Genomic DNA, 25325 nt, shown 5'->3' with positions numbered 1-25325 from the left:
TAAGAAGGGGCCCCTGCTACGAGGGGCCCCTTCTTACAGCCTGCGGGGGCCGGTGTCGGGGCGGGACGTTTCGGCGCCGGTGCGGACGGTGGCGTGCAGGACCGAGATGCCGTCCGGGCGGGCCAGCACCGGGTTGAGGGTGAGCGTGCGGACCCGGGGCTGCTCGTCGGCGAGCCGCCCGACCCGCAGCAGCAGGTCGATCAGGGCGGCCCGATCCACCGGCGCGGCACCCCGATGGCCGCGCAGCAGCGGCGCGGCCCGTGGCTCGTCGACCAGTTCGGCGGCGTCCCGGTCGGTCAGCGGCACCGCCCGCCAGGCCCGGTCGCCGAGCAGCTCGGTCGCCACCCCGCCCAGGCCGAACCCGACCACCGGCCCGAACGCCGGATCCTCCACCAGCTCCACCACGCAGGCCACACCGGGCGGCACCATCGGCTGGACCAGCACGTCCGCGCCGAAGACCGGGGTCATTTCGGCGTACGCCCGGCGCAGCGCGGCCGGATCGGCCAGGTTGAGCCGGACGGCGCCGAGGTCGAGCCGGTGCCGCAGCCCGGGGGCGGCGGCCTTGAGGGCGACCGGCCAGCCGAGCCGTTCGGCCGCCGCCACCGCCTCGTCGGCCGAGCGCACCGGCGCCGACTCCACCACGTCGATCCCGTACGCCCGCAGCAGCCCCGCCGGATCCGGGCCGTCGGCCCGCAACGCGGCCTGGCCGGCCGCCCGGTTTACCCGGCCCAGCTCGGGCAGCACGCCGGGTGGGCGGCGCAGCCAGTCGGCGTACGTGGTGACCCGGGCGAGCGCCCGCACTGCCTCCTCCACGCTTGGATACGCCGGCACCCCGGCGGGCACCCGCCCGGCAAGGAAGGTCGCCACCACCGGCTTGCCGACGGCCGCCGCGTCGGGCAGGGCGGCGGTGAAGTCGGCCTCCGAATCGGTGAGCTGGCCGGGCAGCGGCGGCGCGAAGACGGCCACCACGGCGTCCACCCGCTCGTCGGCGGCGGAGGCGGCGAGCGCGGCGGCGTACTCGACGGCGCCGGCCCGGGGGCCGACGTCGTGCGGGTAGCCGTCGGCGACGTCGAAGCCCTGGGCGGCGCAGGCGGTGGCCGCCAGCCCGGTCAACGCCGAGGAGTTGCCGACCACGGCGACCCGGCGGCCGGCCGGCAGCGGCTGATGGGCCAGGAGCACGCCCACGTCGAGCAGTTCGGTCACGGTGTCCACCCGGATCACCCCGGACTGGGCGAAGAGCGCGCTGACCGCGGCGGCGTCCAGTGCCGGCCCGTCGCCGAGCCCGGGCGGGCGGGCCAACGAGGCGAGCGCGACGATCGGCTTACGCCGGCCGATCCGCCGGGCCAGCCGGGCGAACTTGCGCGGGTTGCCGAAGGTCTCCAGGTAGAGCGTGATGACATCGGTGCCCGGGTCGTCCTGCCAATACTGCAGCAGGTCGTTCCCGGAAACGTCGGCCCGGTTGCCGGCGGAGACGAAGCTGGACAGGCCGAGCCCACGGCGGGACGCCTCGGCGAGCAGGGCCACCCCGAACGCGCCGGACTGGCTGAACACACCGACCCGGCCGGGGGCGGGCAGCACCGGGGCGAGGGTGGCGTTGAGGCGTACCGCCGGGTCGGTGTTGGCGATGCCCAGGCAGTTCGGGCCGACCACCCGCATGCCCGCGAGGTGGGCGGCGCGGACCAGGGCGCGCTGGACGGCCGCCCCCGCCGGCCCCGACTCGGCGAAGCCGGCGGAGATCACCGCCAGGCCGTGCGCGCCGGCCCGCGCGGCGTCGGCGACCACCTCGGGCACCGCCTCGGGCGCGACCGCCACCACCGCCAGGTCGATGTCGAGCCCGGCGTCGGCCGCCGACGGGTACGCGGGCAGCCCGGCCACGGTCGCCGCGCTCGGGTGCACCGGAACGATCGCGCCGGTGAACCCGCCGTCGCGCAGGTGCCCGAGCAGGGCCGCGCCGACGCCCTGCCCGGTGGTGCTGGCCCCGTACACGGCGATGCCGCGCGGGGCGAGGAGCCGGGCGATCGAGCGGGCCTCGGTGCGGTGCTCCCGGCCGCGCTGCACCGCCAGGGTCGCCTCGGTGGGGGCGATCGGGAAGTTCAGGTGCACCACGCCGTCGGCGTACTGGCGCTGGACCTGGTAGCCGAAGTCGGCGAAGACCCGCAGCATCGCCCCGTTGGCCGGGAGCACCTCGGCGACGAAGTGCACGATGCCGAACCGGCGGGCCGCGTCGGCCAGGTGCTCCAGCAGCACGGAGCCGATCCCCCGACCCTGGTACGCGTCCTCCACCACGAAGGCCACCTCGGCCTCCGGGGCGCCGGGGCCGAGCCGCTCGTACCGGCCGACGGCGACGATCCGGTCGCCGGCCAGCACCACGAACGCCTCCCGGTCCCGGTGGTCGACGTTGACGAACCGCCGCAGGTCCCGCTCCGGGATACGCGGGTACGGCGAGAAGTAACGCAGGTAGCGGGTGCGCTCGGAGAAGCGCGAGTGCATGTCCACGATCGCCGGGGCGTCGGCGGGACGGATCTGTCGCAGCTGGACGGTCGTGCCGTCGCTGAGCAGCACGTCCACCGGTTGCTCGACGGTGGTCACCGGTCGGTCCTCCCCCTACCGTCCGGTCAGTCCCGCGGGTCGTGCGGGTCGAGCCCGAGCAGCGGGAACACCGCCCGGCGGGTGGCCGCGATCGCCCGGCCCACCGGGTCCGGCTCGCCGTTGGGCTGCCACGGCTCGTACGACGGGTCGACGTCGTCGGTCATCCGCAGTGGCACCTCGTGGCCGGGCCGCCGCTTGGCGGCCAACTCCCGCCAGGCGGGCGGGGTGAGCGTCGCCGGGTCGATCGGCTCACCGGTGGCCACGGCGAGCAGGTGTGTCCAGGTCCGGGGCACCACCTCGACCAGCGCGTATCCGCCGCCGCCGAGGGCCACCCAGCGGCCGTCGCAGAGCTCGTCGGCGAGCGCCCGCAGCGCCAGGTAGGTGGCCCGCTGCCCGTCCACGGACAGGTGCAGGTCCGCGAGGGGGTCGAGCCGATGCCCGTCCGCCCCGCACTGGGTGACCAGCAGTTGGGGCCGGAACGCCCGCAGCACGGACGGCACGACGGCATGGAACGCGCGCTGCCAGCCGGCGTCGCTCACGCCGGGCGGCAGCGGCACGTTGACCGCGCTGCCCTCCGCGCCCGACCCGCCGGTCTCGTCGGGGAACCCGGTGCCGGGGAAGAGCGCGAGCGGGGTCTCGTGCAGGCTGACCGTGAGCACCCGGGGATCGTGGTAGAAGATTTCCTGCACACCGTCGCCGTGATGCACGTCCACGTCCACGTACGCGATCCGCTCCGCGCCCAGGTCGAGCAGGCGGGCGATGGCCACCGCGGGGTCGTTGTAGACGCAGAACCCGGCGGCCCGGGCCGGCATGGCGTGGTGCAGCCCGCCGGCCACGTTGACCGCGCGGCGAGCCTCCCCCCGCCACACCGCCTCGGCGGCGGCCACGCTCGCCCCGGCGACCAGCGCGCTGGCCTCGTGCATGCCGTCGAAGACGGGATTGTCCGAGGTGCCCAGCCCGAAGCCGGCGAAGAGCGGGTCTCGGGGCGCGGCCCGCACCGCGTCCAGGTAGCGCGGGTCGTGCACCCGGGTCAGCAGCCCGTCGTCTGCCGGCTCCGGCTTGACCAGCCGTACCCCGGGCCGGTCCAGCACGCCCAGCGCACGGGCGAGCGCCATGGTCAACTCGACCCGGACCGGGTCGAGCGGATGGTCACCCATGTCGTAGGCGAGCAGGGCCTCGTCCCACACCACCACCGTGTCGTCGGCCATGGCGCCATGGTCGCACGGGCGCCGAATAACGCTCGGGTCATGCGCTGCTCAGTGGCCGGGTGTACCGCCGGTGACGACCGGACGGTCTGGGTCGGCCACCCAGTTGCTCCACGAGCCGACGTACAGGGCGGCGTCCGGGCGGCCCGCGAGGTGCAGCGCCAGGACCGCCTGCGCGGCGGTCACCCCCGAGCCGCAGTACGCCCCGACCGGCTCCTCCTCGGCGACCCCGGCGTCGGCGAACCGCCGGCGCAGCGCCTCGGCGTCGGGGAACCGGCCGTCGGTGACGTATTCCGGCGCGGGCAGGTTGACCGCGCCCGGCACGTGCCCGGCGACCGGGTCGATCGGCTCGGTCTCGCCCCGGAAACGCGGGGCGGCCCGCACGTCGAGCAGCACCCCGGCGTCGGCGGCGGCCAGCCGGGCGGCCTCCCCCGCGTCGAGCACCGGCAGCTCACCCGGTGTGACGGTGACGTCCCCGGGCGCCGGGGCGGGCACCGTGGTGGAGACCGGCAGCGCGGCGGCGGCCCAGGCGGGGAAGCCGCCGTGCAGCACCCGGACCGCCCGGTGGCCGGCCCAGCGCAGCGTCCACCAGGCCCGGGCGGCGGACATGCCGTCACCGCCGTCGTACACCACCACGGGATGACCGGCGCGCATCCCGGCGGCGCGCAGTGCGGCCTGCAGCGCGGCGGGGTCGGGCAGCGGGTGCCGGCCGGCGACGCCCGGCCGGCCGCACAGCTCGGTGTCCAGGTCGACGAAGACGGCGCCCGGCAGGTGGCCGGCGACATAGTCGTCCCGGCCGGGCGGCCCAGCGAGCCGCCAGCGGACGTCGAGCAGGGTGGGCGGGTCGACGTGATCGAGCTCGGCGGCGAGCTGGGCAGGCTCGATCAGCAGGTCAGCGGTTCCGGACATGCGGTCCAGTCAACACCATCCGGGCAGCGACGCCACGATTCGGCGGCGGCCGGGTGTCGGGGGTCCGGGGTAGCATCGACCACCGGGAGGCCGTGACGTGAAGCATGACCTGGTCGATACGACCGAAATGTACCTGCGCACCATCCTTGAGCTGGAGGAGGAGGGGGTGCCGCCGCTGCGTGCCCGCATCGCGGAGCGGCTGCGGCAGAGCGGTCCCACCGTCAGCCAGACAGTCGCCCGGATGGAGCGGGACGGCCTGCTCACCGTCGAGGGCGACCGACACCTGTCGCTCACCCCACTCGGGCGCGGCACCGCCGTCTCGGTCATGCGCAAGCACCGGCTGGCCGAGCTGCTGCTGGTCAACGTGATCGGGATGCCCTACGAGGAGGCCCACGAGGAGGCCTGCCGGTGGGAGCACGTGATGAGCGACGCGGTGGAGAAGCGGGTCTACGACCTGCTCAACCGCCCGACCCGCTCGCCGTACGGCAACCCGATCCCCGGCCTGGAGGAGCTGGGCGAGCCCGGGCAGCCCGAAACCGAGTCGGTGGAGGGCGAGCGCAACCTGGCCTTCCCCGGCCTGTCCGGCCCGGTCGTGGTGCGGCGGATCTGTGAGAGCGTGCAGACCGACGCGGACGTGCTGCGGCAGCTGCACGCGGCGGGCGTCGACCCGGGCGCCACGGTGACCGTGGCTCAGGAGCGGGACGGCGTCTCCATCGACCGCTCCGGCGACCGCATCCGACTCCCCCGAGAGGTGGCCTCCCGGGTGTTCGTCGCGGCCCACTGACCGCCGGTCGGGGCCGCGCGCCGGCCCCGCCGGTCACAGCTGGCGGGTGTCCACCACCTTGGCCAGGTTGACCAACTTGCCGGCCATCTTCTCGGCCTCCGCCGTGTCCGCCCCGTGCGGACAGGTCCAGCGCAGGGTGGCCAGCCGGCCCTCGGTGGCCAGCCAGCCCACCTCGGCCACCGGGCCGACCTTGCCGCTCTTCGGCAGGTGCTGTCGGTAGGCGATCTTCCCCAGCTTGTTGACCTTCGTGGCGCCCCTGGGCTGCACATCCTGGGTGAAACCCGACGCATCGATCGACGTGTCGGTGATGCTGAGCGTCAACTCCGGCAGGAGGGCAGCCTCGGCGCGGAGCACGCAGGTGTGGGTGTCGCCGCGCTCCACAGCGGCGGCCACGTCGAACCGCGCCCCGGTGTGCTCGGCGATCACCCCGAAGTCGAGCAGCCGGCAGGCGCCGCCCGACGACGCCGCGGCCACCTCCACCGGCACCGGTGCCACCGCCGGCAACTCCACCGCCGGGGTCTCCGCGGCGCAACCCACGGTCAGCAGTACGGCCGAAGCGGCGAGCCAGGTTCGGACGTGCACGCTCAATCCTCCACCCTCGACGGCGGGTCCCCCGCCGAACGTCCGTCGGACACCGTACGGGGTTGCCGGCGTGCGAGGGAAGTCCTCACTCGTCCACGTACGGACAGTGCCGACAGCCTCGCCCGCAGCAGGTGCCCCGCCGGGCGAGGAACCCGGCGGTGAGCACGAAGAGCCCGGTCTCCGGGTCGAGGTAGCCGGCCTCCCCGGCAGCCAGCGCCGCCGCATGGACGGCCAGGATCCGCTCCCGACCCGGATGCTCGGGCGACAACCGGGACGGATGCGGCTCGGTCAACGGCCGGTCCGCCAGGGGTCGTCGCTCTCCACTCACCGGGCGAGTGTACGGAGGCGGCATCTGGTCAGCGGCGGCCCGGCGCGGCCGTCCCAGCGCGGCGTGGAATTCCTGGCGCGCCTGTCGAGCTGATGTCGCAGACGACTCAGCATCCTGGCTCAGCCGTACCGGTGGAAGGCGGCGCGGACCTCCTCGTGGTCGGCGCCGGCGGCCAGGAGGAGGCGGAGCAGCACCTTCGCCTTGTACGGGTCGAGCAGTCCACCCCAGACCAGCCCTCGCCGAAGCAGGTCGGCCTCGGAGCCGACCGCCCCGTAGGTGCGGCGCAGCACCGATCCGGCGCCGGCACGCGAGGCGAGCACCACCGGCATCCGCTCGGCCAACGCGCCGAGCGCTGGGGCGAAGGCCGGCGGCACGTGCCCGACCCCGAAACCGGCCACGACCAGCCCGTCCAGGTTGCCGGCGAGCGCGTCCAGCAGCGCCACGTCGTCGTCGAGGGTGACGGTGTGCAGCGCCACCCGGGTGGCGGCGAGCCGGTCGGCGTCCACCGGCGGCAGCGGGGCGCGGCGGGGCGGCCGGGTGAGCAGGCGTACCTCAGCCTCGATCACGTGGCCGAGCGGACCGGCGTCGGGCGACGCGAACGTGGCCGTACTGGTGCTGTGGGTCTTGCGGACAAACCTGGCGGCGTGGATCTCGTCGTTGAACGCGACCAGCACGCCGAGGTCGCGCGCGGCCGGGCTGGCGGCGACCCGGGCGGCGGCGAGCAGGTTGGCCGGGCCGTCCGGGCCGGCGAGCGTGGGGTTGCGCATCGCGCCGGTGATCACCAGCGGCGCCGCGTGCGGCCAGACCAGGTCGGCCAGGAACGCCGTCTCCTCCAGGCTGTCGGTGCCCTGGGTGACCACCGCGCCGGTCGCCCCGGCGACCACCGCTGCGCCTGCCGCGTCCACCAGATCGAGGAGCTGCCGGTACGTGAGGGCCGCGCTCGGCACCGCCTGCACATCGTGGACGTCGAGCGGAATGTCGGCGAGCCCCGGTACGGCGGCGGTGAGCTCCGCCCCGGTGAGTCGACTCACCACGCCCTGACCCCTGGCCCCGGCCATGGCGATCGTCCCGCCGAGGGTGAACAGCGCAACGGTCACCGGGCCACGCTCCCGTCCGGCCGCCCGGCAAGCAGGAACGCCTGCGGTCCCTTCTCGGCGTCGATCGGCTCGCGGACCAGCGTGGCCTGTACGGTCAGGCCGGCGTCGGCGAGTTGGTCGGCGAGCCGGTCGGGCGGCAGCCAGTGCACGTCGTACGAGACGGTGTGGCCGTACGCCTGCTCGAGCCGGATCCGGCGGTCGCCGGCCTTGACCGCGAGCAGCAGGTGCCCGCCCGGAGCGAGCACCCGGCGGAACTCGGCGAACACGTCGGGCAGCAACTCCGGCGGCAGGTGGATGATCGAATACCAGGCGACGAGCCCGGCCAGCCCCGCGTCGGGCAGCGCCAACGCGGTCATCGAACCGACCTCGAAGCGCAGCTCCGGGTAGGTCCGGCGGGCCACCTCGACCATGCCCGGCGAGAGGTCGAGGCCGGCGACGTCCAGCCCCAGGTCGCGCAGGTAGGCAGTGATCCGGCCGGTCCCGCAGCCCACCTCCAGCACCGGCCGGTCGGGCCCGACCTGCTCGGCGAACGCGGCCAGCATCCCCCGGGCGAGCGCACCTTCCTGCACGTCGGGTATCAGCCGCGCGTAGTCCACGGCAACCGTGTCGTACGCGGCGCGGGTCTCGGTCAACCAGGTCGGTTCGGTCACGACGGTCGACCCTAGTCGCCCGCCGCGCCCGTCGCGGCCCGCACCGCCCCCACCCCACCCCCGGTTGATCATGAAGTTGTTGCGCTCCGCTTCGGCGGTTCGGGACAACAGCTTCATGATCGACGAGGCAGGCAAGCGGGTAGGGCGGGGGCCGTGCGGGGCTAGAGGGGGAAGGCGGCGCGGTAGGCGCGGGGTGGGATGCCGACGATGTGGCGGAAGGATTCGCGGAAGGCAGTCGGGGAGGCGAAGCCGACGAGCTCGCCTACCCGTTCGACCGGCTGGTGGGTGCGTTCCAGCAGCTGCTGCGCGCGGCGGATCCGCTGCCGGTTGAGCCACCGCATCGGGGTGGTGCCGACCTGGTCGCGGAAGTGCCGGCTGAGGGAGCGCGTACTCATCATCGCGTGCGCGGCGATGTCAGCCAGGGTGAGCGGGCGGTGCAGGTTTTCGGCCAGCCAGGCCAGCAGCGGTTGCAGGCCGTCTCCGGCCGGCGCGGGCGGCTCGTACGCGATGAACTGCGCCTGACCGCCGGCGCGCTCCAACGGCATCACGCAGCTTCGCGCGGTGTCCGCGGCGACCGCCACGCCGTGGTCGCCGCGCACCACGTGCAGGCACAGGTCGAGGCCGGCCGCCGCACCGGCCGACGTCAGCACCGGTCCGTCCGCGACGAAGAGCACGTCGGGGTCGACGGTGACGGTGGGATGGCGGCGGGCCAGCTCGGGTGCGGCGGCCCAGTGGGTGGTGGCCCGCCGCCCGTCGAGCCGCCCTGATGCGGCCAGCACGAAGGCGCCGGTGCAGATCGACACCAGCCGGGCCGGGGTGGTCGCGACCGCGTCGAGGACCGCGGCGGGCACGGCCAGGTCGAGGTCGGCAACCCCCGGCACGACGACCGTGTCGGCTCCGGCCACCGCCGACAGGTCGTGGGGCACCCGGATGTTGACCGCCCCGGCCCGCACCTCGTCCGTGACGGCGCAGACGCGCACCTCGTAGGCCGGGCTGCCGTCCGCCCGACGTGCCCGACCGAACACCTCCACCGGCACGGACAGGTCGAACGGGATGACGCCGTCGTAGGCGAGGACCACCACCTGATGCATGTGCCCATCCTGGCGCGGATCCGTCGACCCCTGGCTCGCCGGCCCCTGTCCGGCGCACCGGCGCGGCCCGAGAATCGGCCACCATGACCATCCTCGTGCCAGTGCTCATCGGTCTTCTGTACGCCTGCCTCAACGCGTTCATCCACGAACCGCACCGCCGGACCGTCAACGCGATCATGGTGGGCGGGGCCGGGGCGGCGTACCTCAGCGGCGGCGGCCTCGGGGCCTGGGAGTTCCCCTTCGTCGCCCTGATGACCTACGTGGCCTGGCGTGGCCTCGGGTCATGGACGTGGATCGGGGTCGGCTGGCTGCTACACACCGCCTGGGACGTGGTGCACCACCTGAAGGGGGCACCGATCATCCCGTTCCTGCCCGGCTCCTCACACGGCTGCGCCATTTGCGACCCGGTCATCGCCCTCTGGGCCCTCACCGGCGGCTGGTCGGTCACGGACCTGGCACGACGGTTGCTTCCGAGTTCTTCGCCGAGGGACGCGACGGCAGCTTCCCCGGGTGCCGGAGGCACTACCCGAACCAGTTGATCGCCTGTCCGTGTCCGCGGGTCCAGGCGAGCGGTGTCCCGTCCAGCGCGAGCACGTTGTAATGCGCGTCGCCCGGCAGCTCCGGCAGCGCGTCGTAGCGCAGCACCTCCGGCGCTTCGTTCGCGATCCAGTGGCCGGGCAGGCCGCGTACCACCTCGGCGAAGGCCTCGCGGCGCGGCGGCGGCACCAGATAGAGCACCGAGGTGTGGAACACCACCAGGGTGGCGTCGGCCGGTGCCTGCGCGGCCAGCGCCGGCAGATCGTCCACCAGGTCGCCCCGGACCAGCAGCGGCGGGTCGGCCGCCGCGACCGCCGCCGCAGCCCGCAACCGGGTACGCCGGTGAGCATGCTCGGGCCAGATGAGCGCCTCCAGCCACGCGAGATCCGCCGGGTCGGTCACGTCGAGCGGGTTCAAATCCAGGCCGGCCCGCCACACCACCTCGGGCCGGCGATCCGGTGGCGTCATCCCGGTGGCCACGCAGTCGAGGACCGGCTCGCCCGCGCCGAGCAGGTGCTCGCCGTACCGGTAGGCGTACCGGTCGGGGTAGAGGCACAGGCCGGCGGACGCGCCGACCTCCAGCAACGCAAGCGGCTGCGGCAACGCGGCCAGCACCGGAAGCAGTACGGCGCACCGGCCGGCCTCGTTCGTCTGCGTCGACCGGGTACGCATCTCCGGCTCGATCGCCGACCAGTTCGCCAGGGCGTAGTCGTGGAAGGCGGCCGGATCCTCGACCGGGCCGCCGAGGAGGCGGACGACGCCGAACAGCAGGTTCGGCTGCCGCTTAGCGGGCGGGAGGGTCTCCAGCCGGGCGAGCAACTCGTCGTCGCGGGACACCGCCAGGGCCAACCGCTTGTACGCAGGTGACACCCCGTGCGCCTCGCGGGCGCTGAACTGGGCGTAGCTGGCCGCGATTGTCATCGCTCAATGATCCTCTCGTGCCCGGGCAACGGTCCGGCGGGCGTCACGCCACGCGATCAAGGCGGTGCGGAGCCGGGGCGAGGTGATGCTCTCTCCTCGGCGTCTGGCACCCAGTTGGTCGATCAGCCAGGCCGGCGCGTCGGCCTGCCGGACGGCTTCGGTCTTGGTGAGCAGGTCACCGCTGCGCAACGCGCGGCGGCCCCGGGCCATCGAGGTGAGACCGAGATCCGCGATCGTGGGGTCCAGCCACATCCATGGACGCCGGGCGGCCCAGGCCCAGTAGCCGGCGAGTTCGGCCCGGGCAGCCGCCCGTACGTCGTCGGGACTCATCGGTGGGAAGACGTCGCGGGGCGCGGGGCCGAAGATCGCGTACCCGCGATGCACCAGCTCGGCCCGGGTGATCCCGGAGAGGATGCGCTGGACGAGTTGCCTGTGGGTCCAGGTCGGATGCCGCACCTCGGGGTCGAGCGCCAACGCGGTGTCGACGTAGACGCAGCCGAGGTGCAGACCTAAGCCGGTGCCGGCGTCGAGGCGACGATGCAGACCAGCAAGCGTGGCCTGCCGGGCCGCGTCGAGCGGGCCGTCGATCAGCGCGACCAGGTCGAGATCGCTGACGCCGGGTAGGTAGTCGCCGGTCGCCAACGATCCCGCGACCAGGAGCCCCGCGACCCAGCCGAGTGCGGCGAGTTCCCCGCCGAACTCCTCGACGACCGGTGGCGAGATCACCATGACCGAAGTCTATGGGCCTTCTGCGCCGCCGGCGCCTACAGCACGTCGGGCCACGAACGCCTCGCCTCGGCCAGCGCCTCCTCGGAAACCGGCCCATGCTCCGCTTCCAACATCGCGGAGAGCTCCGTGAGGAGATCCAGCTCAAGCTGCCCGGCGACCACGAGCAGTATCATCCACCGTCCTTGCTCGCCGGACGAGACCTACGCCGCCGCGAAATCTCCTCAAGGTGTTGGCTCTGGTGCTGCCGGACCATCGCATCCCAGACTTCCTGATCGAAGTCCGGGTCGGGAGGGATCCACTTGTGCGAGCCGTCGCGGTAGTGGAAGCGCTCGTCGCCTTGCCGGATCACGCTCATCGGATCCATCCCAGGAACCGCTGGTGCAGGAGGCCAGCCGGCAGCCAGGTCAGGTCCTCGGCGGCCCACACGAAATAGGACCCCATGTAGAGGCCCAGCGACACCCGCGCGCCCTCGAACTCGGCCCGCAATTCCTTGCGCCGGGTCTCACAGGGCCACGGTGCCCCGCAGCCGCCGCAGCTCCAGACCGGCAGCACCGGGCCGTGCGTCGTCACGGCAGGCCGTCCAGGAAGCGCCGGGTGGCGACGCGCGCATCCCACCGGAGGGCCCATTCCGCCTGGTAACACGGATACGGAGCCAGCCGCGCCCACCACCACCGGCAGCCGGCGCACAGGCCATCGACGCCGGGAAGGTGCACCGACAGGATCTGGTTGACCTGCAGCTCGGTCATGGCTGCTCCTCCCCTGGCCAGTGGCCTCGACGGATCGGGATGCGGTGCTGCGCGCGGCACGGCAGATCCGAGCCGCACCGGCAGATCCGGCGGCACAGCCGCCACGACCACACCGGACGGTGCCGGCGAGCCAGCGTCAGCGCGACCGCCAGCAGGTAGTCCTCGTACGACACACGCTTGCGCATGCCCGCCTCCCGGATTTGGACTCCTATTTTGGAAGCCCAATCAGGGTAAAAGTTGGACTCCCATTTTGGAAACCTTGCTGCGGCGTGTCGTGGCCTGCAGCCCTGGTGGGGCGATAATCAGCCGATGGTCAACCCGACGATCCAGCGGCGGCGGCTCGGGCTCGCACTCAAGCGCGCCCGCGAGAGCGCTGGCAAGACGCAGGATGATGCTGCCGCCGTCATCGATGCCGCGGCGAGCAAGATCAGCCGACTTGAACTCGGGCAGTCGGGGATCAAGCTGACCGACCTGAACCTGCTACTCGACCTGTACGGCGTCGGTGGCGCGGACGCTGAGCCGCTGCGGGAACTCGCCCGCGCCGGACGTCAACGCGGCCGCTGGAGCACGTACCGCAACGTGGTCCCCGACTGGTTCCGTCAGTACCTCGATCTGGAAGGCGATGCTACGGAGATCCGCTGGTACCAGCCAGAGGTTGTTCCTGGCATCCTTCAAGTCGAGCCATACATCCGCGCCATGATCGCGACCGCTTATCCCCGGCTGGCCGAAGAGGATGTGGACCGGCAGGTCGCCGTACGGCTGGAGCGGCAGGCGATCCTGCGACAAAACAGCGGGCCGGATGTCAGCTTCGTCCTCAGCGAATCGGCGTTGCGTCGGAACATCGGAGACGCCGCGACGATGCGCGGTCAGCTACTTCACCTGACGGAAGTCGGCAAGCAGCCGAACGTCTCCCTCCAGGTCTTCCCGTTCGACGCGCAGACCTACGAGACGGCGTCCTTCAGCTTCATCATCCTGCGGTTCGGCGATGACGCGGCGTCGGACGTCATCTACGTCGAGACGTTCACCGACGCCGATTACCTTGACCGGCCGGACGCGGTACGGGCCTACACTCGGCTGTGGGACCGACTCCGGGCAGCCGCTCTCGGGCCGGTAGAGTCGCGCAAGCTCATCCTGCGGATGGCGGACGACATGAAGCGGTGACAGACCTTAGGAGTGGTCATGGAGACCTCAGATCGCCTGGTCTGGCGCAAGTCCAGTCGCAGCGACAACAACGGCGGCGCGTGCGTCGAGGTGGCCGACCTGGACAAGAACATTCTGGTCCGCGACAGCAAGGACCCGTCCGGCCCAACTCTCCGCTTCGGCAACCGAGCCTGGTCGGCCTTCGTCTCAGGATTGAAGCGCTAATCAGCGATGCGCTAGGCCGTGAAGCGACCGCGCTTGTACGGACCCGGCGAGTTGGCCGTGCTGTTCGGCGTGTCGCGCCAGCGGGTTATACAGATCACTCGCAGGCCCGGCTTTCCCGAGCCGGTCGCACGCCTGATCGGGATGACCGTCTGGGATGCCGATGAGGTGGACGAGTGGACGCGGCACAACCGCCCTCCCCGCCCAACCGAGGGCGACGAGGAGCGCTGAAGTCCTCTCGATCGGGGCGCTACGAACCTGATGGCGTAGACGATTCATCGACATCGGCGGCGGCTGAGTCGTTTGCGACATCAAGTTGGTAGCGAGCGAACCGCCGTCGGTCAGACCCGGCGTCCCGGGGCGGCTTGTCTAGATAAAGACGCGAAGGCGGGAGATCACAGGGGCGACGGGTCGCTCCTCAGTCGGCTGTACAGGTACCCGTCGCACCATCGGCCGTCCCGGAATTCGCAGGCCCGCACCACGCCCTCCAACTGAAAGCCGGCCTTCACAAGGGATCGCTGTTCGGCGATGTTCTCGGGGTGAGTGCCCGCCTGGATACGCTGTAGCGGCGTGTGGGTGAACAGGTAGTCGCACAGCATCGCCTGCGCCCGCCACCCGATCTCGTGCCCGCGCCACTCCGGCAGCAACGCGATCCCGATCTCCCAGTGCTTCGTGGGGCCGCCGAAGTCCCGAAGTGCCCAGCTCACGAACCCGGCCCCGACCTGTTCCTGCTCCACCTCGACCATCAGCCGGCCGCTGTCAGCCCCGAGATAGCTGTCGATGGCGTAGCGCCGCGTCGGCGCCTGCGGGTCCTTGAATCCAGTCCAGTCCAAGCCGATGAGGCCCGGCTCCGTCGCGAATCGGCGGAACATGGCCAGATCCTCCTCGACAACCGGCCGTAGCCGGATCGAGTGTTCACTCATGTCATCGCCCCATTCGCCAATGAACGAGGGTACTGAAGTCATCTCACCGGCGTGTCTCCCCGGAAACGCCGCGAGCGCGGCAGGAAGCCCTGCCGCGCTCGCGAAACGGGTGAAGCGTCAGCTGCAGCCGCTGGTGGAGCCGCAGCCCTCGCAGACGTAGCAGCTACCGGCGGGGCGCATCTTCGTACCGCAGGTGAAGCAGAGCGGTGCGTCGGCGGCCTTGCCGATCACGGCCTCGAGCAGCTCGGTGCTGGAGCCCACCGACGGCGCCGGCTTGACGGCGGCGACGTCCGCGACCTCCTGCTTCGGCTGGGCGACCGCGCCGACCTTCGGCTCGAACACCTCGACCGGGGCAGAGGCGGCCATCGCGGTGAGGTCCGCACCGCTCGCCTCCGCCTCCGCCTCGGCCGCGAGCTGGGCGGCCCGCTCCTTGGCGGTGAAGATGCCCAGCTCCGCGCGGCGCTCGTACGGCAGGAAGTCCAGGGCCAGGCGACGGAAGATGTAGTCCATCACCGAGGCTGCCATCCGCACGTCCGGGTCGTCGGTCATGCCGGCCGGCTCGAAGCGCATGTTGGTGAACTTGCTGACGTACGTCTCCAGCGGAACGCCGTACTGGAGACCGATGGAGATGGCCACCGAGAAGGCGTCCATCACGCCGGCCAGGGTCGAGCCCTGCTTCGACATCTTGAGGAAGACCTCGCCGAGGCCGTCGTCCGGGTACGACGAGGCGGTGAGGTAGCCCTCGGCGCCACCGACCGAGAAGGAGATCGTCTCCGACGGGCGCTTCTTCGGCAGGCGCTTGCGCACCGGCCGGTACTCGACGACCTTCTCGACGACCTTTTCCGGCGCGGCCGCCGGCTCCACCGCCTTGTTCGGCTTGGCGACGGACAGCGGCTGGCCGACCTTGCAGTTGTCCCGGTAGATCGCCAGGGCCTTGAGGCCGAGCTTCCAGCCCTCGAAGTAGATCTTCTCGACGTCCTCGACGGTCGCCTGCTCCGGCATGTTGACCGTCTTGGAGATCGCGCCGGAGATGAACGGCTGGACGGCCGCCATCATCCGCACGTGGCCCATCGGCGCGATGGACCGCTCGCCCATGGCGCAGTCGAAGACCGAGTAGTGCTCCGGCTTGAGACCGGGGGCGTCGACCACGTGGCCGTGGTCGGCGATGTGCTCGACGATCGCCTCGACCTGCTCCTCCGGGTAGCCGAGGCTACGCAGGGCGCGCGGCACGGTCTGGTTGACGATCTGCATCGAGCCGCCGCCGACCAGCTTCTTGAACTTGACCAGGGCCAGGTCCGGCTCGACACCTGTGGTGTCGCAGTCCATCATCAGGCCGATGGTGCCGGTCGGGGCGAGCACGCTGGCCTGCGAGTTGCGCCAGCCGTTCTTGTCGCCGACCTTGTTGCCGAGGGTCCACTGCTTCGTGGCCTCGCGCTGGACGGCGGTGGCCACGGTGCCGGTCGGCTTGATCGCGTCGTTGGCGGCGGCGTGCTTGCGCATGACCCGCTTGTGCGCCTCGGCGTTGCGGGCATAGCCGTCGTACGCGCCGACGATGCCGGCCAGCTCGGCCGAGCGGCGGTAAGCGGTGCCGGTCATCAGCGAGGTGATCGCCGCGGCGACCGAGCGGCCCTGCTCCGAGTCGTACGGCAGGCCGGAGGCCATCAGCAGCGCACCCAGGTTGGCGTACCCGATGCCGAGCTGCCGGTAGGCGCGGGTGGTCTCGCCGATCTTCTCGGTCGGGAAGTCGGCGAAGCAGATCGAGATGTCCATCGCGGTGATGACGAACTCGACCGACTTGACGAACTTCTCCACCTCGAAGCCGCCGTCGGCGCGCATGAACTTCATCAGGTTCAGCGAGGCCAGGTTGCACGAGGAGTTGTCCAGGTGCAGGTACTCCGAGCACGGGTTCGAGGCGGTGATCCGCCCGGTCTCCGGGCAGGTGTGCCAGTCGTTGATGATGTCGTCGTACTGCAGGCCTGGGTCGGCGCACTCCCAGGCGGCCTGGGAGATGGTGCGGAAGAGCTTCTTGGCGTCGACGGTCTCGATGGTCTGCCCGTCGAGGCGACCCCGCAGGTCGAAGGTGCCGCCGTTCTCCACCGCGCTCATGAACTCGTCGGAGACCCGGACCGAGTTGTTGGCGTTCTGGTACTGCACGCTGACGATGTCGGCGCCGCCCAGGTCCATGTCGAAACCGGCGTCCCGCAGCGCGCGGATCTTGTCCTCCTCGCGCGCCTTGGTGACCACGAACTCCTCGATGTCCGGGTGGTCCACGTCGAGGATGACCATCTTGGCCGCGCGCCGGGTGGCGCCACCGGACTTGATGGTCCCGGCGGAGGCGTCCGCGCCGCGCATGAAGCTGACCGGGCCGGAGGCGGTGCCGCCGGAGGAGAGCAGTTCCTTGGAGGAGCGAATCCGGGACAGGTTGGCGCCGGAGCCGGAGCCGCCCTGGAAGATCAGCCCCTCCTCCTTGTACCAGTCCAGGATGGAGTCCATCGAGTCGTCGACGGCCAGGATGAAGCACGCGCTGACCTGCTGCGGCGACGGCGTGCCGACGTTGAACCAGACCGGCGAGTTGAAGCTGAACACCTGGTGCAGCAGCATCCAGGTCAGCTCGTGCGCGAAGACCTCCGCGTCGGCCGGGGTGGCGAAGTAGCCGTACTCCTCACCGGCGGTGCGGTAGGTGCCGACCACCCGGTCGATCAGCTGCTTGAGCGACCACTCCCGCTCCGGGGTCCCCACCGCGCCCCGGAAGTACTTGGTGGTCACGATGTTGGCCGCGTTGACGGACCAGGACCCGGGGAACTCCACCCCGCGCTGCTCGAAGTTGATCGAGCCGTCCCGCCAGTTCGTCATCACGACGTCGCGGCGCTCCCAGGTGACCTCGTCGTAGGGATGCACCCCCTCGGTCGTCCAGACGCGCTCGATCTTCAGCCCTGTCCCGGCCTTGTTCCGTGACTTGCTGGTCGTCACGCCGTCGCCCCCCTCGTCTGCGCGCGGTCACCCACCGCGCGTCGTCAACTGTCAGAAATCCGAAAAAACTCAGCTGGTACGGCCGGCGGCCTCGACGGCCTCGGCCCCGGCGCCCTCGCGGGTCCGCGCGGCGGCCCGCAGCGTCTCGATCTCGCGCTCGAAGTCGGCGAGCGAGTCGAAGGAGCGGTAGACGCTGGCGAACCTCAGGTAGGCCACCTCGTCCAGGTCGCGCAGCGGGCCCAGGATGGCCAGCCCGACCTCGTGGCTGGGGATCTCGGCGGCCCCCTTGGCCCGCACCGTCTCCTCGACCTTCTGCGCCAGCAGCGCGATGGAGTCGTCGTCGACCGGCCGGCCCTGGCACGCCTTGCGCACCCCGCCGATGATCTTGATGCGGCTGAACGGCTCGGTCACCCCGCTACGCTTGACCACCGCGAGCACCGCCTCCTCGACGGTGGTGAACCGCTTGCCGCATTCCGGGCAGGACCGCCGCCGCCGGATGAGCTGGCCGTCGTCGGCCTCCCGCGAGTCGACGACTCGGGAGTCGGCGTGCCGGCAGTACGGACACCGCATCGCCCAACCTCCTTGACCAACCGCGGGCACACCGACCGGCGGGCACACCGACCGGCTCCCGGGCATGCGTCATCATGGCGCGGCCATCGCTATGCTGGCCGCCGCCGGTCGACAATACGGGAGTGCGTTCGGTAGTCAAACCCAACCTGTAGGCGACTTACGCCCATGTGACTACTACATCTAGGGGTCGACCGTATGCCGTCGCCCTAGCGAGGTCAAGTTGGTCGGCGTGTCCGGCGAGTCGCGTCACTCATAGAACGCCTGTTCGATTACGACGTACTATTAGCAGAACAGGCGTTCGGAAATCCAGGATTTCGCCGCGACACGCCGACAAGACGTCGTACAGATGTTTGAAAATGGCCGATCTCACCTATACGGTCAACAACGACCGGACGCGGCGTGTCGCGTCGGTCGGCAGCACCACCTGAGCACGCACCACGAGCCGACGAGGCACCCAGCGCCGACCAGGGAGGACGGACGTGACCGAGGACCGGGCCAGCCGGCAGGAGAAGCCGCAGCCGATCGACGGGGCGGGGCCGCCGGCGACGCGCCGACCACGCGCCACGCGCAGCCGGGCGACCCAGCCCGCCGTGCGCCCGGTCACGCCGATGAGCAGCTTTTCCGACCCGACGACGGTCGACCTGACCGCCCGGCAGCGTCGGATCCTGGAGTTCATCCGCACCTGGGTCGAGCGCCACGGCTACCCGCCGAGCGTGCGCGAGATCGGCGAGGCGGTCGGCCTGGTCTCCCCGTCCAGCGTCGCCTATCAGCTCAAGGAGCTGGAAAAGAAGGGCCTCCTGCGGCGCGATCCCAACCGGCCGCGCGCGGTGGACGTCCGCGCCCCCGGCGACGTGCTCGACGACGAGGCGGCCCGCGCGCAGCGGCCCGCCCCGGCGTACGTGCCGATGCTGGGCCGGATCGCCGCCGGTGGCCCGATTCTCGCCGAGCAGTCGGTCGAGGACGTCTTCCCCCTTCCCCGCGAGCTGGTGGGTGAGGGCGAGGTCTTCATGCTTCAGGTCAAGGGCGACTCGATGCTCGACGCCGCGATCTGCGACGGCGACTGGGTGGTGGTCCGGCAGCAACCGACCGCCGAGGTCGGCGACATCGTGGCCGCCATGCTCGACGGCGAGGCGACCGTGAAGACCTATCGGCGCCGCGACGGTCACGTCTGGCTGATGCCGCAGAACCCGGCCTTCGACCCGATCCCTGGCGACGACGCGACCATCATGGGCCGGGTGGTCGCCGTGCTGCGCCGGATCTGACACCCGCTCGGGTGACCGCCGACGTGGCGGTCACCCGATCAGCATCCGCGAGCGGTGGGCGCGCGGTGGCGCGGGCTCAGTAGCGGTCGCCGCGGTGCTCCCGGCCGCCGCCAGGCATCGGCCCGTACTGGCCCCGGTCGTCGTAACCGTCGCCGCGGCGGCCGGCCCGCGGATCCCGAGGGTCAGGCTCCCGTCGCGGCGGCTCGCCACGCCCGCCGCCGTACCTGCCACCGCCCTGCGGTGCGCCGCCGTGCTGCGGTGCGCCGCCGTAAACGCCGCCACCCTGCGGTCGGCCCCCGCCGCCCTGAGGTGCGCCACCGTGGCCGCCGCCCTGGGGTACGCCACCGTTGCCACCGCCCCGGGGTGGGCCGCCATGGCCACCGCCCTGCCGGCCCGCGCCGTAGACGCCGCCGCCGCTCTGCTGGCCGCCACCGTAGACCCCGCCACCGCGGCCGCCGCCGTCCTGAGGACGGCCACCGCCATCCTGGGGACGGCCACCGCCGCCCTGGGGACGGCCACCGCCATCCTGAGGGCGGCCACCGCCGTACACCCCGCCGGCAGGCGCCCGGCCCGGCGCACCGTTCACCGGAGCGCCACCGCCGGAACCGCCGCCGCCGCCGTACACCCCGCCCCGCGGACCGCCGGCCGGCGGCACGTCGGACCGACCGCCCTGCGACGGACCTCCGTCGCGCGGCGGGACCTCGTCGCGCGCCAGCCCGTCAGCCGGCTCCGCGGCCGGTGCCGGCTTGCGGCGGGCGCGCAGGATGCCGAAGATGCCGACGCCGACCATCAGCACGCCGAGCACACCCACCGCCGCGATCAGGTACGTGATCTGGTTCAAGGTCAGTCCCTCGAACCAGGACTTCGTCGCTGCCGGCTTGGAGCCTTCCGCACCGCCGTCGGGCAGCGCGTCGGCCCCGGCGGACGGGGTGTAGCTGAGGACATCGATGGGATCGGATTTCTCCATGAGGCCGCCGTCGGAGACGGTGACGAACAACTTGCCGTCCGGTGTGTAGGAGATGGCCTCGCCGAACGGGTCGGTCAGCGGGGTGATCCGCGGCTTGCCGCCGGTCAGCGCGGCGACGATGTCGCCGCCGGTCACGTCGTACTCGAAGGCGTCCGCGTAGGTGCGCAGGACAACTTTGGTGCCGTCGGGCGAGCGGGCCGCGCCGGTGACCGTCGCCCGGCCGGTCGCGCCGAGCTTGTTCTCGGTGCTCGTCTTCGGGATGGTGACCTCGCCGACCTTCTTCATCGGCACCGGTTCGGTGTCGCCCGACTCGAGCTGCGCCTCGGGCTTGAAGATCTCCGCCGTGCCGGACGCGTCCTTGGTGATGATCAGCGGCAGGTTGTCGTCGCCGACGAGCAGCGCCTGGGCGTCGCGCGACTTCCGCTCCGGGTAGGACAGCCGGTGCAGCACCGGCTGCTTCGAGCCGTCCAGCGGCATGGTCCAGACGGCGACCCGCTCCCGGCGGGTCTTGTTGGTGCTCTTGTCGCCGATGTCGGCGATCCAGAGGGTCTTGCCGTCCGGGCTGAGGGCCAGGTCCTCCGGGTCGTACGACCCGGCGCCCGGGTAGCCGACCTCCTTGGTGACGGCGCACTTGGCGTTGAGGTAGAAGACCTTTTTGTGGTTGTCCGGGCCGCTGCCGTCGTTGATCACCACATAGCCGCTGGCGGTCGCGACGAGACCGGACAGCTCACGCAGCCGCTCGTCCTCCACCGTGCACTTCTTCTTGGGCGCCGCGACCAGCACAGGGGCCGCGGCAGGAGCCGCCAGGGCGGCTCCTGCCGGCGCCACGACCGCACCGATGAGGCCCAGCACAATCGTGACCGAGGAAACAGCGTGCCGCATGCGGCCCATAATTGCATGCCTCGGGCATCGTGCGGGTGACGCCGGACCCCTCACCGGCCGGCGCCCACCCGCTCCTCGCTGACGAGCCGGTCCCCGGCGCGGTAGGGCGCCAACTCGGCGGCGAGCGCCTCGCCCACCCGGACGTGCAGCGCCGTGCCCTCGGGCAGGTGGGAGGTGCTCAACACCTCGCCCTGCCGGTGCACCCGCGCCACCAGGTCACCCCGGTCGTACGGGAGCACCGCCCGGATCTCGACCGCCGGGCGGGGCAGCCGCTGCTCGATCGCCTCGCGCATCCCGTCGACCCCGCGCCCGGTGTGCGCGGAGACGAGGACGGCATCCGGCCAGAGCCGCTTGAGCCGCAGCAGCGTCTCCTCGTCGGCCGCGTCGATCTTGTTGATCACCAGCAGCTCGGGCAGCCGGTCGGCGCCCACCTCGGCGAGCACCTCACGAACCGCGCGGACCTGCTCCTCCGGGTCCGGGTGGGTGCCGTCGACCACGTGCACCACCAGGTCGGCGTCAGCGACCTCCTCCAGCGTCGACCGGAACGCCTCGACGATCTGGTGCGGCAGATGCCGGACGAAGCCGACCGTGTCGGAGAAGGTGTAGAGCCGGCCGTCGGAGGTGGTGGCCTTGCGGGTGGTCGGGTCCAGGGTGGCGAAGAGCGCGTTCTCCACCAGCACACCCGCCCCAGTGAGCCGGTTGAGCAGGCTGGACTTGCCGGCGTTGGTGTAGCCGGCGATGGCCACCGCGGGCACCGCGTTGCGTGAGCGGCGGGCGCGCTTGGTCTGGCGTACCGTCGTCATGCTCTTGATCTCGCGGCGCAGCTTGGCGATCCGGTGCCGGATCCGACGCCGGTCGGTCTCCAGCTTGGTCTCACCGGGGCCGCGCAGGCCCACGCCGCCGCCGGCGCCACCGCCGCGACCGCTACCACCGGTCTGCCGGGACAGCGTCTCACCCCAACCGCGCAGCCGCGGCAGCAGGTATTCGAGCTGGGCCAGCTCGACCTGCGCCTTACCCTCGCGGCTCTTGGCGTGCTGGGCGAAGATGTCGAGGATCAGGGCCGTCCGGTCGACCACCTTTACCTTGGTGCGCTGCTCCAGGTTGCGCAGCTGGGACGGGGAGAGTTCACCGTCGCAGATCACCGTGTCGGCGCCGGTGGAGAGCACCACCGCGCCGAGGTCGTCGACCTTGCCCCGACCGACGTACGTGGCCGGGTCAGGCCGGGTGCGGCGCTGGATCAGCCCTTCGAGCACCTGCGAGCCGGCCGTCTCGGCCAGCGCCGCCAGCTCGGTGAGGCTGTTCTCCGCGTCCTCCTGGGTCCCCTCGGTCCAGACGCCCACCAGGACGACCCGCTCCAGCCGCAGCTGGCGGTATTCGACCTCGGTGATGTCGATGAGCTCGGTGGAGAGGCCGGGGACCCGCCGCAGCGCCTGCCGCTCCGACAGCTCGAACTCGCCGGTCGTGGCGTCGAACTCGTCGTCCTCGTAGGGAAGGAAGGTCTCCTGCTCTCGCAAACCGCGTCTCCTGTCCGTTATGTGCATCGCCGAGGGATTTTCGGCGCGTACGAGCAATCCTGACACGTGGCAACGCCCGACGCACCTGCTATATGCCCGTGACGGTACCCGCAAGTAGCGGGGCCGGATGCCGGTGAAGCTGGGCGGGCGAGTAGAAATGCCCTGCGAGGAGATCAGCGAGTACGGAGGAGTTTGCGTGGCTATCACCCGACTGCCGAGTGCGGGATTCTCGATCACGATCCGGCTGGCGGTACCCGCGGACGCCTCCTCCATCGGTCGGCTGACCACCGCGGTGGGCGAGGCCGGCGCCATCGTCACCGCGCTCGACGTGGTCGACTCCGACCCGTCCCACGTGATCGTCGACCTCACCTGCGACACCGCCGACGCCGGCCACGCCGACCAGGTGGTCAAGGCGCTGACCGTGCTGGACGGGGTGGACGTCCGCAAGGTCTCCGACCGGACGTTCCTGCTGCACCTCGGCGGCAAGATCGAGGTCAGCTCGAAGGTGGCGCTTCGCACCCGGGACGAACTGTCCCGCGCGTACACCCCGGGCGTGGCCCGGGTCTGCCAGGCGATCGCCGAGAACCCGGCCGACGCCCGCCGGCTCACCATCAAGCGCAACACGGTCGCCGTGGTCAGCGACGGCTCGGCCGTGCTCGGCCTGGGCAACCTCGGGCCGGCCGCGTCGCTGCCGGTGATGGAGGGCAAGGCGGCGCTGTTCAAGCGCTTCGGCGGGGTGGACGCCTGGCCGGTGGTGCTGGACACCCAGGACACCGACGAGATCGTGTCGATCGTCAAGGCGATCGCCCCCGCGTACGGCGGGATCAACCTGGAGGACATCGCCGCGCCGCGCTGCTTCGAGATCGAGGCCCGGCTGCGCGAGGCGCTGGACATCCCGGTCTTCCACGACGACCAGCACGGCACCGCGATCTGCGTGCTGGCGGCGCTGACCAACGCGCTGCGCGTCGTGGGCAAGCGGCTGTCGGACGTACGGGTGGTCGTCTCCGGCGCCGGCGCGGCCGGCACCGCGATCATGAAGCTGCTGCTCCGGCAGGGGGTGGGCGACGTCATCGCGTACGACCGGCAGGGCGCCCTGCACCGCGGGCTGGCCGGCCTCAACCCGGCCTGGCAGTGGCTGGCGGAGAACACCAACAAGGAGAACTACTCCGGCGACCTGGCGGGGGCGGTCCGCGGCGCGGACGTCTTCATCGGGGTGAGCGCGCCCAACCTGCTGACCGGCGACGACATCGCCACCATGGCCAAGGACTCGATCGTCTTCGCGCTGGCCAACCCGGACCCGGAGGTCGACCCGCGGGAGGCGCGCAAGCACGCCGCGGTGGTCGCCACCGGCCGCTCCGACCAGCCGAACCAGATCAACAACGTGCTCGCCTTCCCCGGCGTCTTCCGGGGCATGCTCGATGCCCACGCCGAGGAGTTCACCGAGGAGATGGCGCTCGCCGCGGCCCAGGCCATCGCGGACGTGGTCGGGGAGGACAAGATCAACCCGACGGTGATCGTGCCGAGCGTCTTCGACTCCCGGGTCGCCCCGGCCGTCGCCGCCGCGGTGCGCGCCGCCGCGCAGAACCCGGCCGCCACCCCGGCCCCGGCCGCCGACCCGGGCCCGGCCGACCTCCCCGAGATCGCCGCCAGCGCCAGCGCCACCCCCTGACGACCGCCGATCGCACTGGCTTTGGGTGCATCTGTTGTCGCTCTGGCAACAACAGATGCACCCAGACGGGCCAGCTCCGCCCGTTGATCATGAACTTGGCCACCCCAGGCCAGGACAAACCGCACCGCTAGCCACATGATCACGGGCGGCACGCCGCGGAGACAGCCGGCGGGGCGGCAGGGTGGGGTGGGTCAGGGGCGCAGGGTGGGGAGGGTGATCTCGCCGGTGGCGACCAGGACCGCCGGGCCGGCAAGCCAGCAGGAGTCGTCGGTCACGGTGACCGTGAGGCGTCCGCCGAGGACGTCGACCGCGACCGTGCCGGTGTCCCGGCCGGCGTCGCGCAGCACCACCGCCGCCACCGCTGAGGCGCCGGTGCCGCAGGAGAGGGTCTCGGCCGAGCCGCGCTCGTAGACCCGCATCAGCACATGCCCGTCGGCGCCGGTCACCGGCTCGCCGGGGGCGATGAACTCGACGTTCACGCCGGCGGGGAAGACCGCCGGGTTGACGTCGGGCGCCCGGGTGAGGTCGAGGGCCGCCAGCTCCAGGCTGGCCGGGAGGGCACAGACCAGGTGCGGGTTGCCCACGTCCACCGCCGCGCCGGTCAGGGTCAGCCCGCTCAGCGTGGTGGCGGCCGTCCCGTACACCTGGGGGCGGCGCATCTCGACGGCGACGACCTCCCCCTCGACCCGGGCGCGGACCACGCCGGCCCGGGTGGCGACCGGGAGCGTCGCGCCGGACGGGGTGGCCAGCCCGGTCTCCAGCAGGTAGCGGACGAAGACCCGGGCGCCGTTGCCACACATCTCGGCGAACGAGCCGTCGGAGTTCCAGTAGTCCATGAACCACTCGGCCTCGCCGGCCAGGGCCACGCCCTCCGGGTGCTTGGCGGCGCGGACCACGCGCAGCACGCCGTCCCCGCCGATGCCGCGGCGCCGGTCGCACAGCGCGGCGACCAGCTCGGGCGTCAGGTCGAGCGCCCCGTCCGGGTCGGGCAGGATGACGAAGTCGTTGCCGGTGCCGTGGCCCTTGGTGAACTCCACA

At 72.1% G+C, this 25325-nt stretch carries 28 protein-coding genes; 7 read left to right on the top strand and 21 right to left on the bottom strand.

The window, feature by feature from the left end; all coding sequences use genetic code 11:
• Nucleotides 1-33: 33 nt before the first annotated feature.
• From AB0C02_RS11235 to AB0C02_RS11225, 3 genes are read right to left on the bottom strand one after another with little or no spacing between them, the layout of a single operon-like run.
• Nucleotides 34-2589: a GNAT family N-acetyltransferase gene (locus tag AB0C02_RS11235; RefSeq protein WP_357543624.1), complete on the bottom strand. Its 2556-nt coding sequence runs from the start codon at nucleotides 2587-2589 to the stop codon at nucleotides 34-36.
• A gap of 26 nt (nucleotides 2590-2615) precedes the next feature.
• The gene (locus AB0C02_RS11230) at nucleotides 2616-3797 is read right to left on the bottom strand and encodes an acetoin utilization protein AcuC (protein ID WP_357543622.1); all 1182 of its coding nucleotides are present in this window, start codon (nucleotides 3795-3797) and stop codon (nucleotides 2616-2618) included.
• Nucleotides 3798-3845: 48 nt separating this feature from the next.
• Nucleotides 3846-4703 carry a sulfurtransferase gene (locus AB0C02_RS11225; RefSeq protein WP_357543620.1) on the bottom strand — a complete coding sequence of 286 codons (858 nt, stop codon included), beginning with the start codon at nucleotides 4701-4703 and terminating at the stop codon, nucleotides 3846-3848.
• Between the two features lie 97 nt (nucleotides 4704-4800).
• On the opposite strand from AB0C02_RS11225, the gene AB0C02_RS11220 reads away from it, so the two are divergent.
• Nucleotides 4801-5487, top strand: coding sequence for a metal-dependent transcriptional regulator (locus AB0C02_RS11220; protein WP_357543618.1), 687 nt, complete (start codon nucleotides 4801-4803; stop codon nucleotides 5485-5487).
• 33 nt (nucleotides 5488-5520) lie between these two features.
• On the opposite strand, the gene AB0C02_RS11215 is transcribed toward AB0C02_RS11220, so the two are convergent.
• The 5 genes from AB0C02_RS11215 to AB0C02_RS11195 all read right to left on the bottom strand — a co-directional run bounded on the left by AB0C02_RS11215 (nucleotide 5521) and on the right by AB0C02_RS11195 (nucleotide 9235).
• A complete protein-coding gene (locus tag AB0C02_RS11215; RefSeq protein WP_357543616.1) occupies nucleotides 5521-6069 on the bottom strand; it encodes a hypothetical protein in 549 nt (182 codons plus the stop codon).
• An 85-nt stretch (nucleotides 6070-6154) separates the two neighbouring features.
• Nucleotides 6155-6397 carry a DUF5522 domain-containing protein gene (locus AB0C02_RS11210; RefSeq protein WP_357543614.1) on the bottom strand — a complete coding sequence of 81 codons (243 nt, stop codon included), beginning with the start codon at nucleotides 6395-6397 and terminating at the stop codon, nucleotides 6155-6157.
• Nucleotides 6398-6516: 119 nt separating this feature from the next.
• Nucleotides 6517-7494: an asparaginase gene (locus tag AB0C02_RS11205; protein ID WP_357543612.1), complete on the bottom strand. Its 978-nt coding sequence runs from the start codon at nucleotides 7492-7494 to the stop codon at nucleotides 6517-6519.
• Nucleotides 7491-8144 carry a class I SAM-dependent methyltransferase gene (locus AB0C02_RS11200; protein WP_357543610.1) on the bottom strand — a complete coding sequence of 218 codons (654 nt, stop codon included), beginning with the start codon at nucleotides 8142-8144 and terminating at the stop codon, nucleotides 7491-7493. The genes AB0C02_RS11205 and AB0C02_RS11200 overlap by 4 nt, the downstream gene beginning before the upstream one ends.
• Before the next feature lie 161 nt (nucleotides 8145-8305).
• The gene (locus tag AB0C02_RS11195; RefSeq protein ID WP_357543608.1) at nucleotides 8306-9235 is read right to left on the bottom strand and encodes a helix-turn-helix domain-containing protein; all 930 of its coding nucleotides are present in this window, start codon (nucleotides 9233-9235) and stop codon (nucleotides 8306-8308) included.
• Between the two features lie 83 nt (nucleotides 9236-9318).
• Here AB0C02_RS11195 and AB0C02_RS11190 point away from each other — a divergent pair, with 83 nt between their 5' ends.
• Nucleotides 9319-9774: a DUF6010 family protein gene (locus AB0C02_RS11190; protein WP_357543606.1), complete on the top strand. Its 456-nt coding sequence runs from the start codon at nucleotides 9319-9321 to the stop codon at nucleotides 9772-9774.
• On the opposite strand, the gene AB0C02_RS11185 is transcribed toward AB0C02_RS11190, so the two are convergent.
• The 7 genes from AB0C02_RS11185 to AB0C02_RS11155 are packed head-to-tail and all read right to left on the bottom strand — an operon-like array spanning nucleotide 9758 to nucleotide 12353.
• Entirely contained in the window at nucleotides 9758-10693 is a 936-nt protein-coding gene (locus AB0C02_RS11185; protein WP_357543604.1) for a DUF2332 domain-containing protein, read from the bottom strand. The two genes, AB0C02_RS11190 and AB0C02_RS11185, sit on opposite strands and share 17 nt — an antisense overlap.
• 3 nt (nucleotides 10694-10696) lie before the next feature.
• A complete protein-coding gene (locus tag AB0C02_RS11180; protein WP_357543602.1) occupies nucleotides 10697-11422 on the bottom strand; it encodes a nucleotidyltransferase domain-containing protein in 726 nt (241 codons plus the stop codon).
• 35 nt (nucleotides 11423-11457) lie between these two features.
• Nucleotides 11458-11595 carry a hypothetical protein gene (locus AB0C02_RS11175; RefSeq protein WP_357543600.1) on the bottom strand — a complete coding sequence of 46 codons (138 nt, stop codon included), beginning with the start codon at nucleotides 11593-11595 and terminating at the stop codon, nucleotides 11458-11460.
• Nucleotides 11592-11777 (bottom strand): hypothetical protein, encoded by a 186-nt coding sequence (locus tag AB0C02_RS11170; protein WP_357543598.1) that lies wholly within the window; start codon nucleotides 11775-11777, stop codon nucleotides 11592-11594. The genes AB0C02_RS11175 and AB0C02_RS11170 overlap by 4 nt, the downstream gene beginning before the upstream one ends.
• Complete coding sequence (locus tag AB0C02_RS11165) at nucleotides 11774-11992, bottom strand: hypothetical protein (RefSeq protein ID WP_357543596.1); 219 nt, start codon at nucleotides 11990-11992, stop codon at nucleotides 11774-11776. The genes AB0C02_RS11170 and AB0C02_RS11165 overlap by 4 nt, the downstream gene beginning before the upstream one ends.
• Nucleotides 11989-12168, bottom strand: a complete 180-nt coding sequence (locus tag AB0C02_RS11160) for a hypothetical protein (RefSeq protein WP_357543594.1) — start codon at nucleotides 12166-12168, stop codon at nucleotides 11989-11991. Before AB0C02_RS11160 ends, AB0C02_RS11165 begins: the two co-directional genes overlap by 4 nt.
• On the bottom strand, nucleotides 12165-12353 hold the full coding sequence (locus tag AB0C02_RS11155; protein ID WP_357543592.1) for a hypothetical protein: 189 nt from the start codon (nucleotides 12351-12353) through the stop codon (nucleotides 12165-12167). Before AB0C02_RS11155 ends, AB0C02_RS11160 begins: the two co-directional genes overlap by 4 nt.
• 124 nt (nucleotides 12354-12477) lie before the next feature.
• Between AB0C02_RS11155 and AB0C02_RS11150 the strand changes: the two genes are divergently transcribed.
• The 3 genes from AB0C02_RS11150 to AB0C02_RS11140 are packed head-to-tail and all read left to right on the top strand — an operon-like array spanning nucleotide 12478 to nucleotide 13761.
• Complete coding sequence (locus AB0C02_RS11150; RefSeq protein ID WP_357543590.1) at nucleotides 12478-13329, top strand: DUF5753 domain-containing protein; 852 nt, start codon at nucleotides 12478-12480, stop codon at nucleotides 13327-13329.
• Nucleotides 13330-13347: 18 nt separating this feature from the next.
• Nucleotides 13348-13533 carry a DUF397 domain-containing protein gene (locus AB0C02_RS11145; protein WP_357543588.1) on the top strand — a complete coding sequence of 62 codons (186 nt, stop codon included), beginning with the start codon at nucleotides 13348-13350 and terminating at the stop codon, nucleotides 13531-13533.
• A gap of 57 nt (nucleotides 13534-13590) precedes the next feature.
• On the top strand, nucleotides 13591-13761 hold the full coding sequence (locus AB0C02_RS11140; protein ID WP_357544524.1) for a DNA-binding protein: 171 nt from the start codon (nucleotides 13591-13593) through the stop codon (nucleotides 13759-13761).
• 164 nt (nucleotides 13762-13925) lie between these two features.
• On the opposite strand, the gene AB0C02_RS11135 is transcribed toward AB0C02_RS11140, so the two are convergent.
• The 3 genes from AB0C02_RS11135 to nrdR form a co-directional block, all read right to left on the bottom strand.
• Entirely contained in the window at nucleotides 13926-14453 is a 528-nt protein-coding gene (locus tag AB0C02_RS11135; RefSeq protein WP_357543586.1) for a GNAT family protein, read from the bottom strand.
• 117 nt (nucleotides 14454-14570) lie between these two features.
• Entirely contained in the window at nucleotides 14571-17423 is a 2853-nt protein-coding gene (locus AB0C02_RS11130; protein WP_357543584.1) for a vitamin B12-dependent ribonucleotide reductase, read from the bottom strand.
• Nucleotides 17424-17492: 69 nt separating this feature from the next.
• Entirely contained in the window at nucleotides 17493-17993 is a 501-nt protein-coding gene (gene nrdR, locus AB0C02_RS11125) for a transcriptional regulator NrdR (protein ID WP_357543582.1), read from the bottom strand.
• A gap of 479 nt (nucleotides 17994-18472) precedes the next feature.
• On the opposite strand from nrdR, the gene lexA reads away from it, so the two are divergent.
• Nucleotides 18473-19255, top strand: coding sequence for a transcriptional repressor LexA (lexA, locus tag AB0C02_RS11120; protein ID WP_357543580.1), 783 nt, complete (start codon nucleotides 18473-18475; stop codon nucleotides 19253-19255).
• Nucleotides 19256-19331: 76 nt separating this feature from the next.
• Here lexA and AB0C02_RS11115 read toward each other — a convergent pair whose 3' ends face one another.
• Nucleotides 19332-21104 carry a hypothetical protein gene (locus AB0C02_RS11115; RefSeq protein WP_357543578.1) on the bottom strand — a complete coding sequence of 591 codons (1773 nt, stop codon included), beginning with the start codon at nucleotides 21102-21104 and terminating at the stop codon, nucleotides 19332-19334.
• Between the two features lie 50 nt (nucleotides 21105-21154).
• The gene (gene hflX, locus AB0C02_RS11110) at nucleotides 21155-22618 is read right to left on the bottom strand and encodes a GTPase HflX (RefSeq protein WP_357543576.1); all 1464 of its coding nucleotides are present in this window, start codon (nucleotides 22616-22618) and stop codon (nucleotides 21155-21157) included.
• 157 nt (nucleotides 22619-22775) lie between these two features.
• On the opposite strand from hflX, the gene AB0C02_RS11105 reads away from it, so the two are divergent.
• Nucleotides 22776-24287 carry an NAD-dependent malic enzyme gene (locus AB0C02_RS11105; protein WP_357544523.1) on the top strand — a complete coding sequence of 504 codons (1512 nt, stop codon included), beginning with the start codon at nucleotides 22776-22778 and terminating at the stop codon, nucleotides 24285-24287.
• A 191-nt stretch (nucleotides 24288-24478) separates the two neighbouring features.
• Here the strand turns inward: AB0C02_RS11105 and dapF are convergent, their stop codons facing one another.
• Nucleotides 24479-25324, bottom strand: a complete 846-nt coding sequence (dapF, locus tag AB0C02_RS11100) for a diaminopimelate epimerase (RefSeq protein WP_357543574.1) — start codon at nucleotides 25322-25324, stop codon at nucleotides 24479-24481.
• Nucleotide 25325 lies beyond the last annotated feature (1 nt).

Origin of the sequence: Micromonospora sp. NPDC048999 (assembly GCF_040649295.1) — a bacterium.
Taxonomy (GTDB): domain Bacteria; phylum Actinomycetota; class Actinomycetes; order Mycobacteriales; family Micromonosporaceae; genus Micromonospora.
This window is presented reverse-complemented; position numbering and strand designations above follow the sequence as displayed.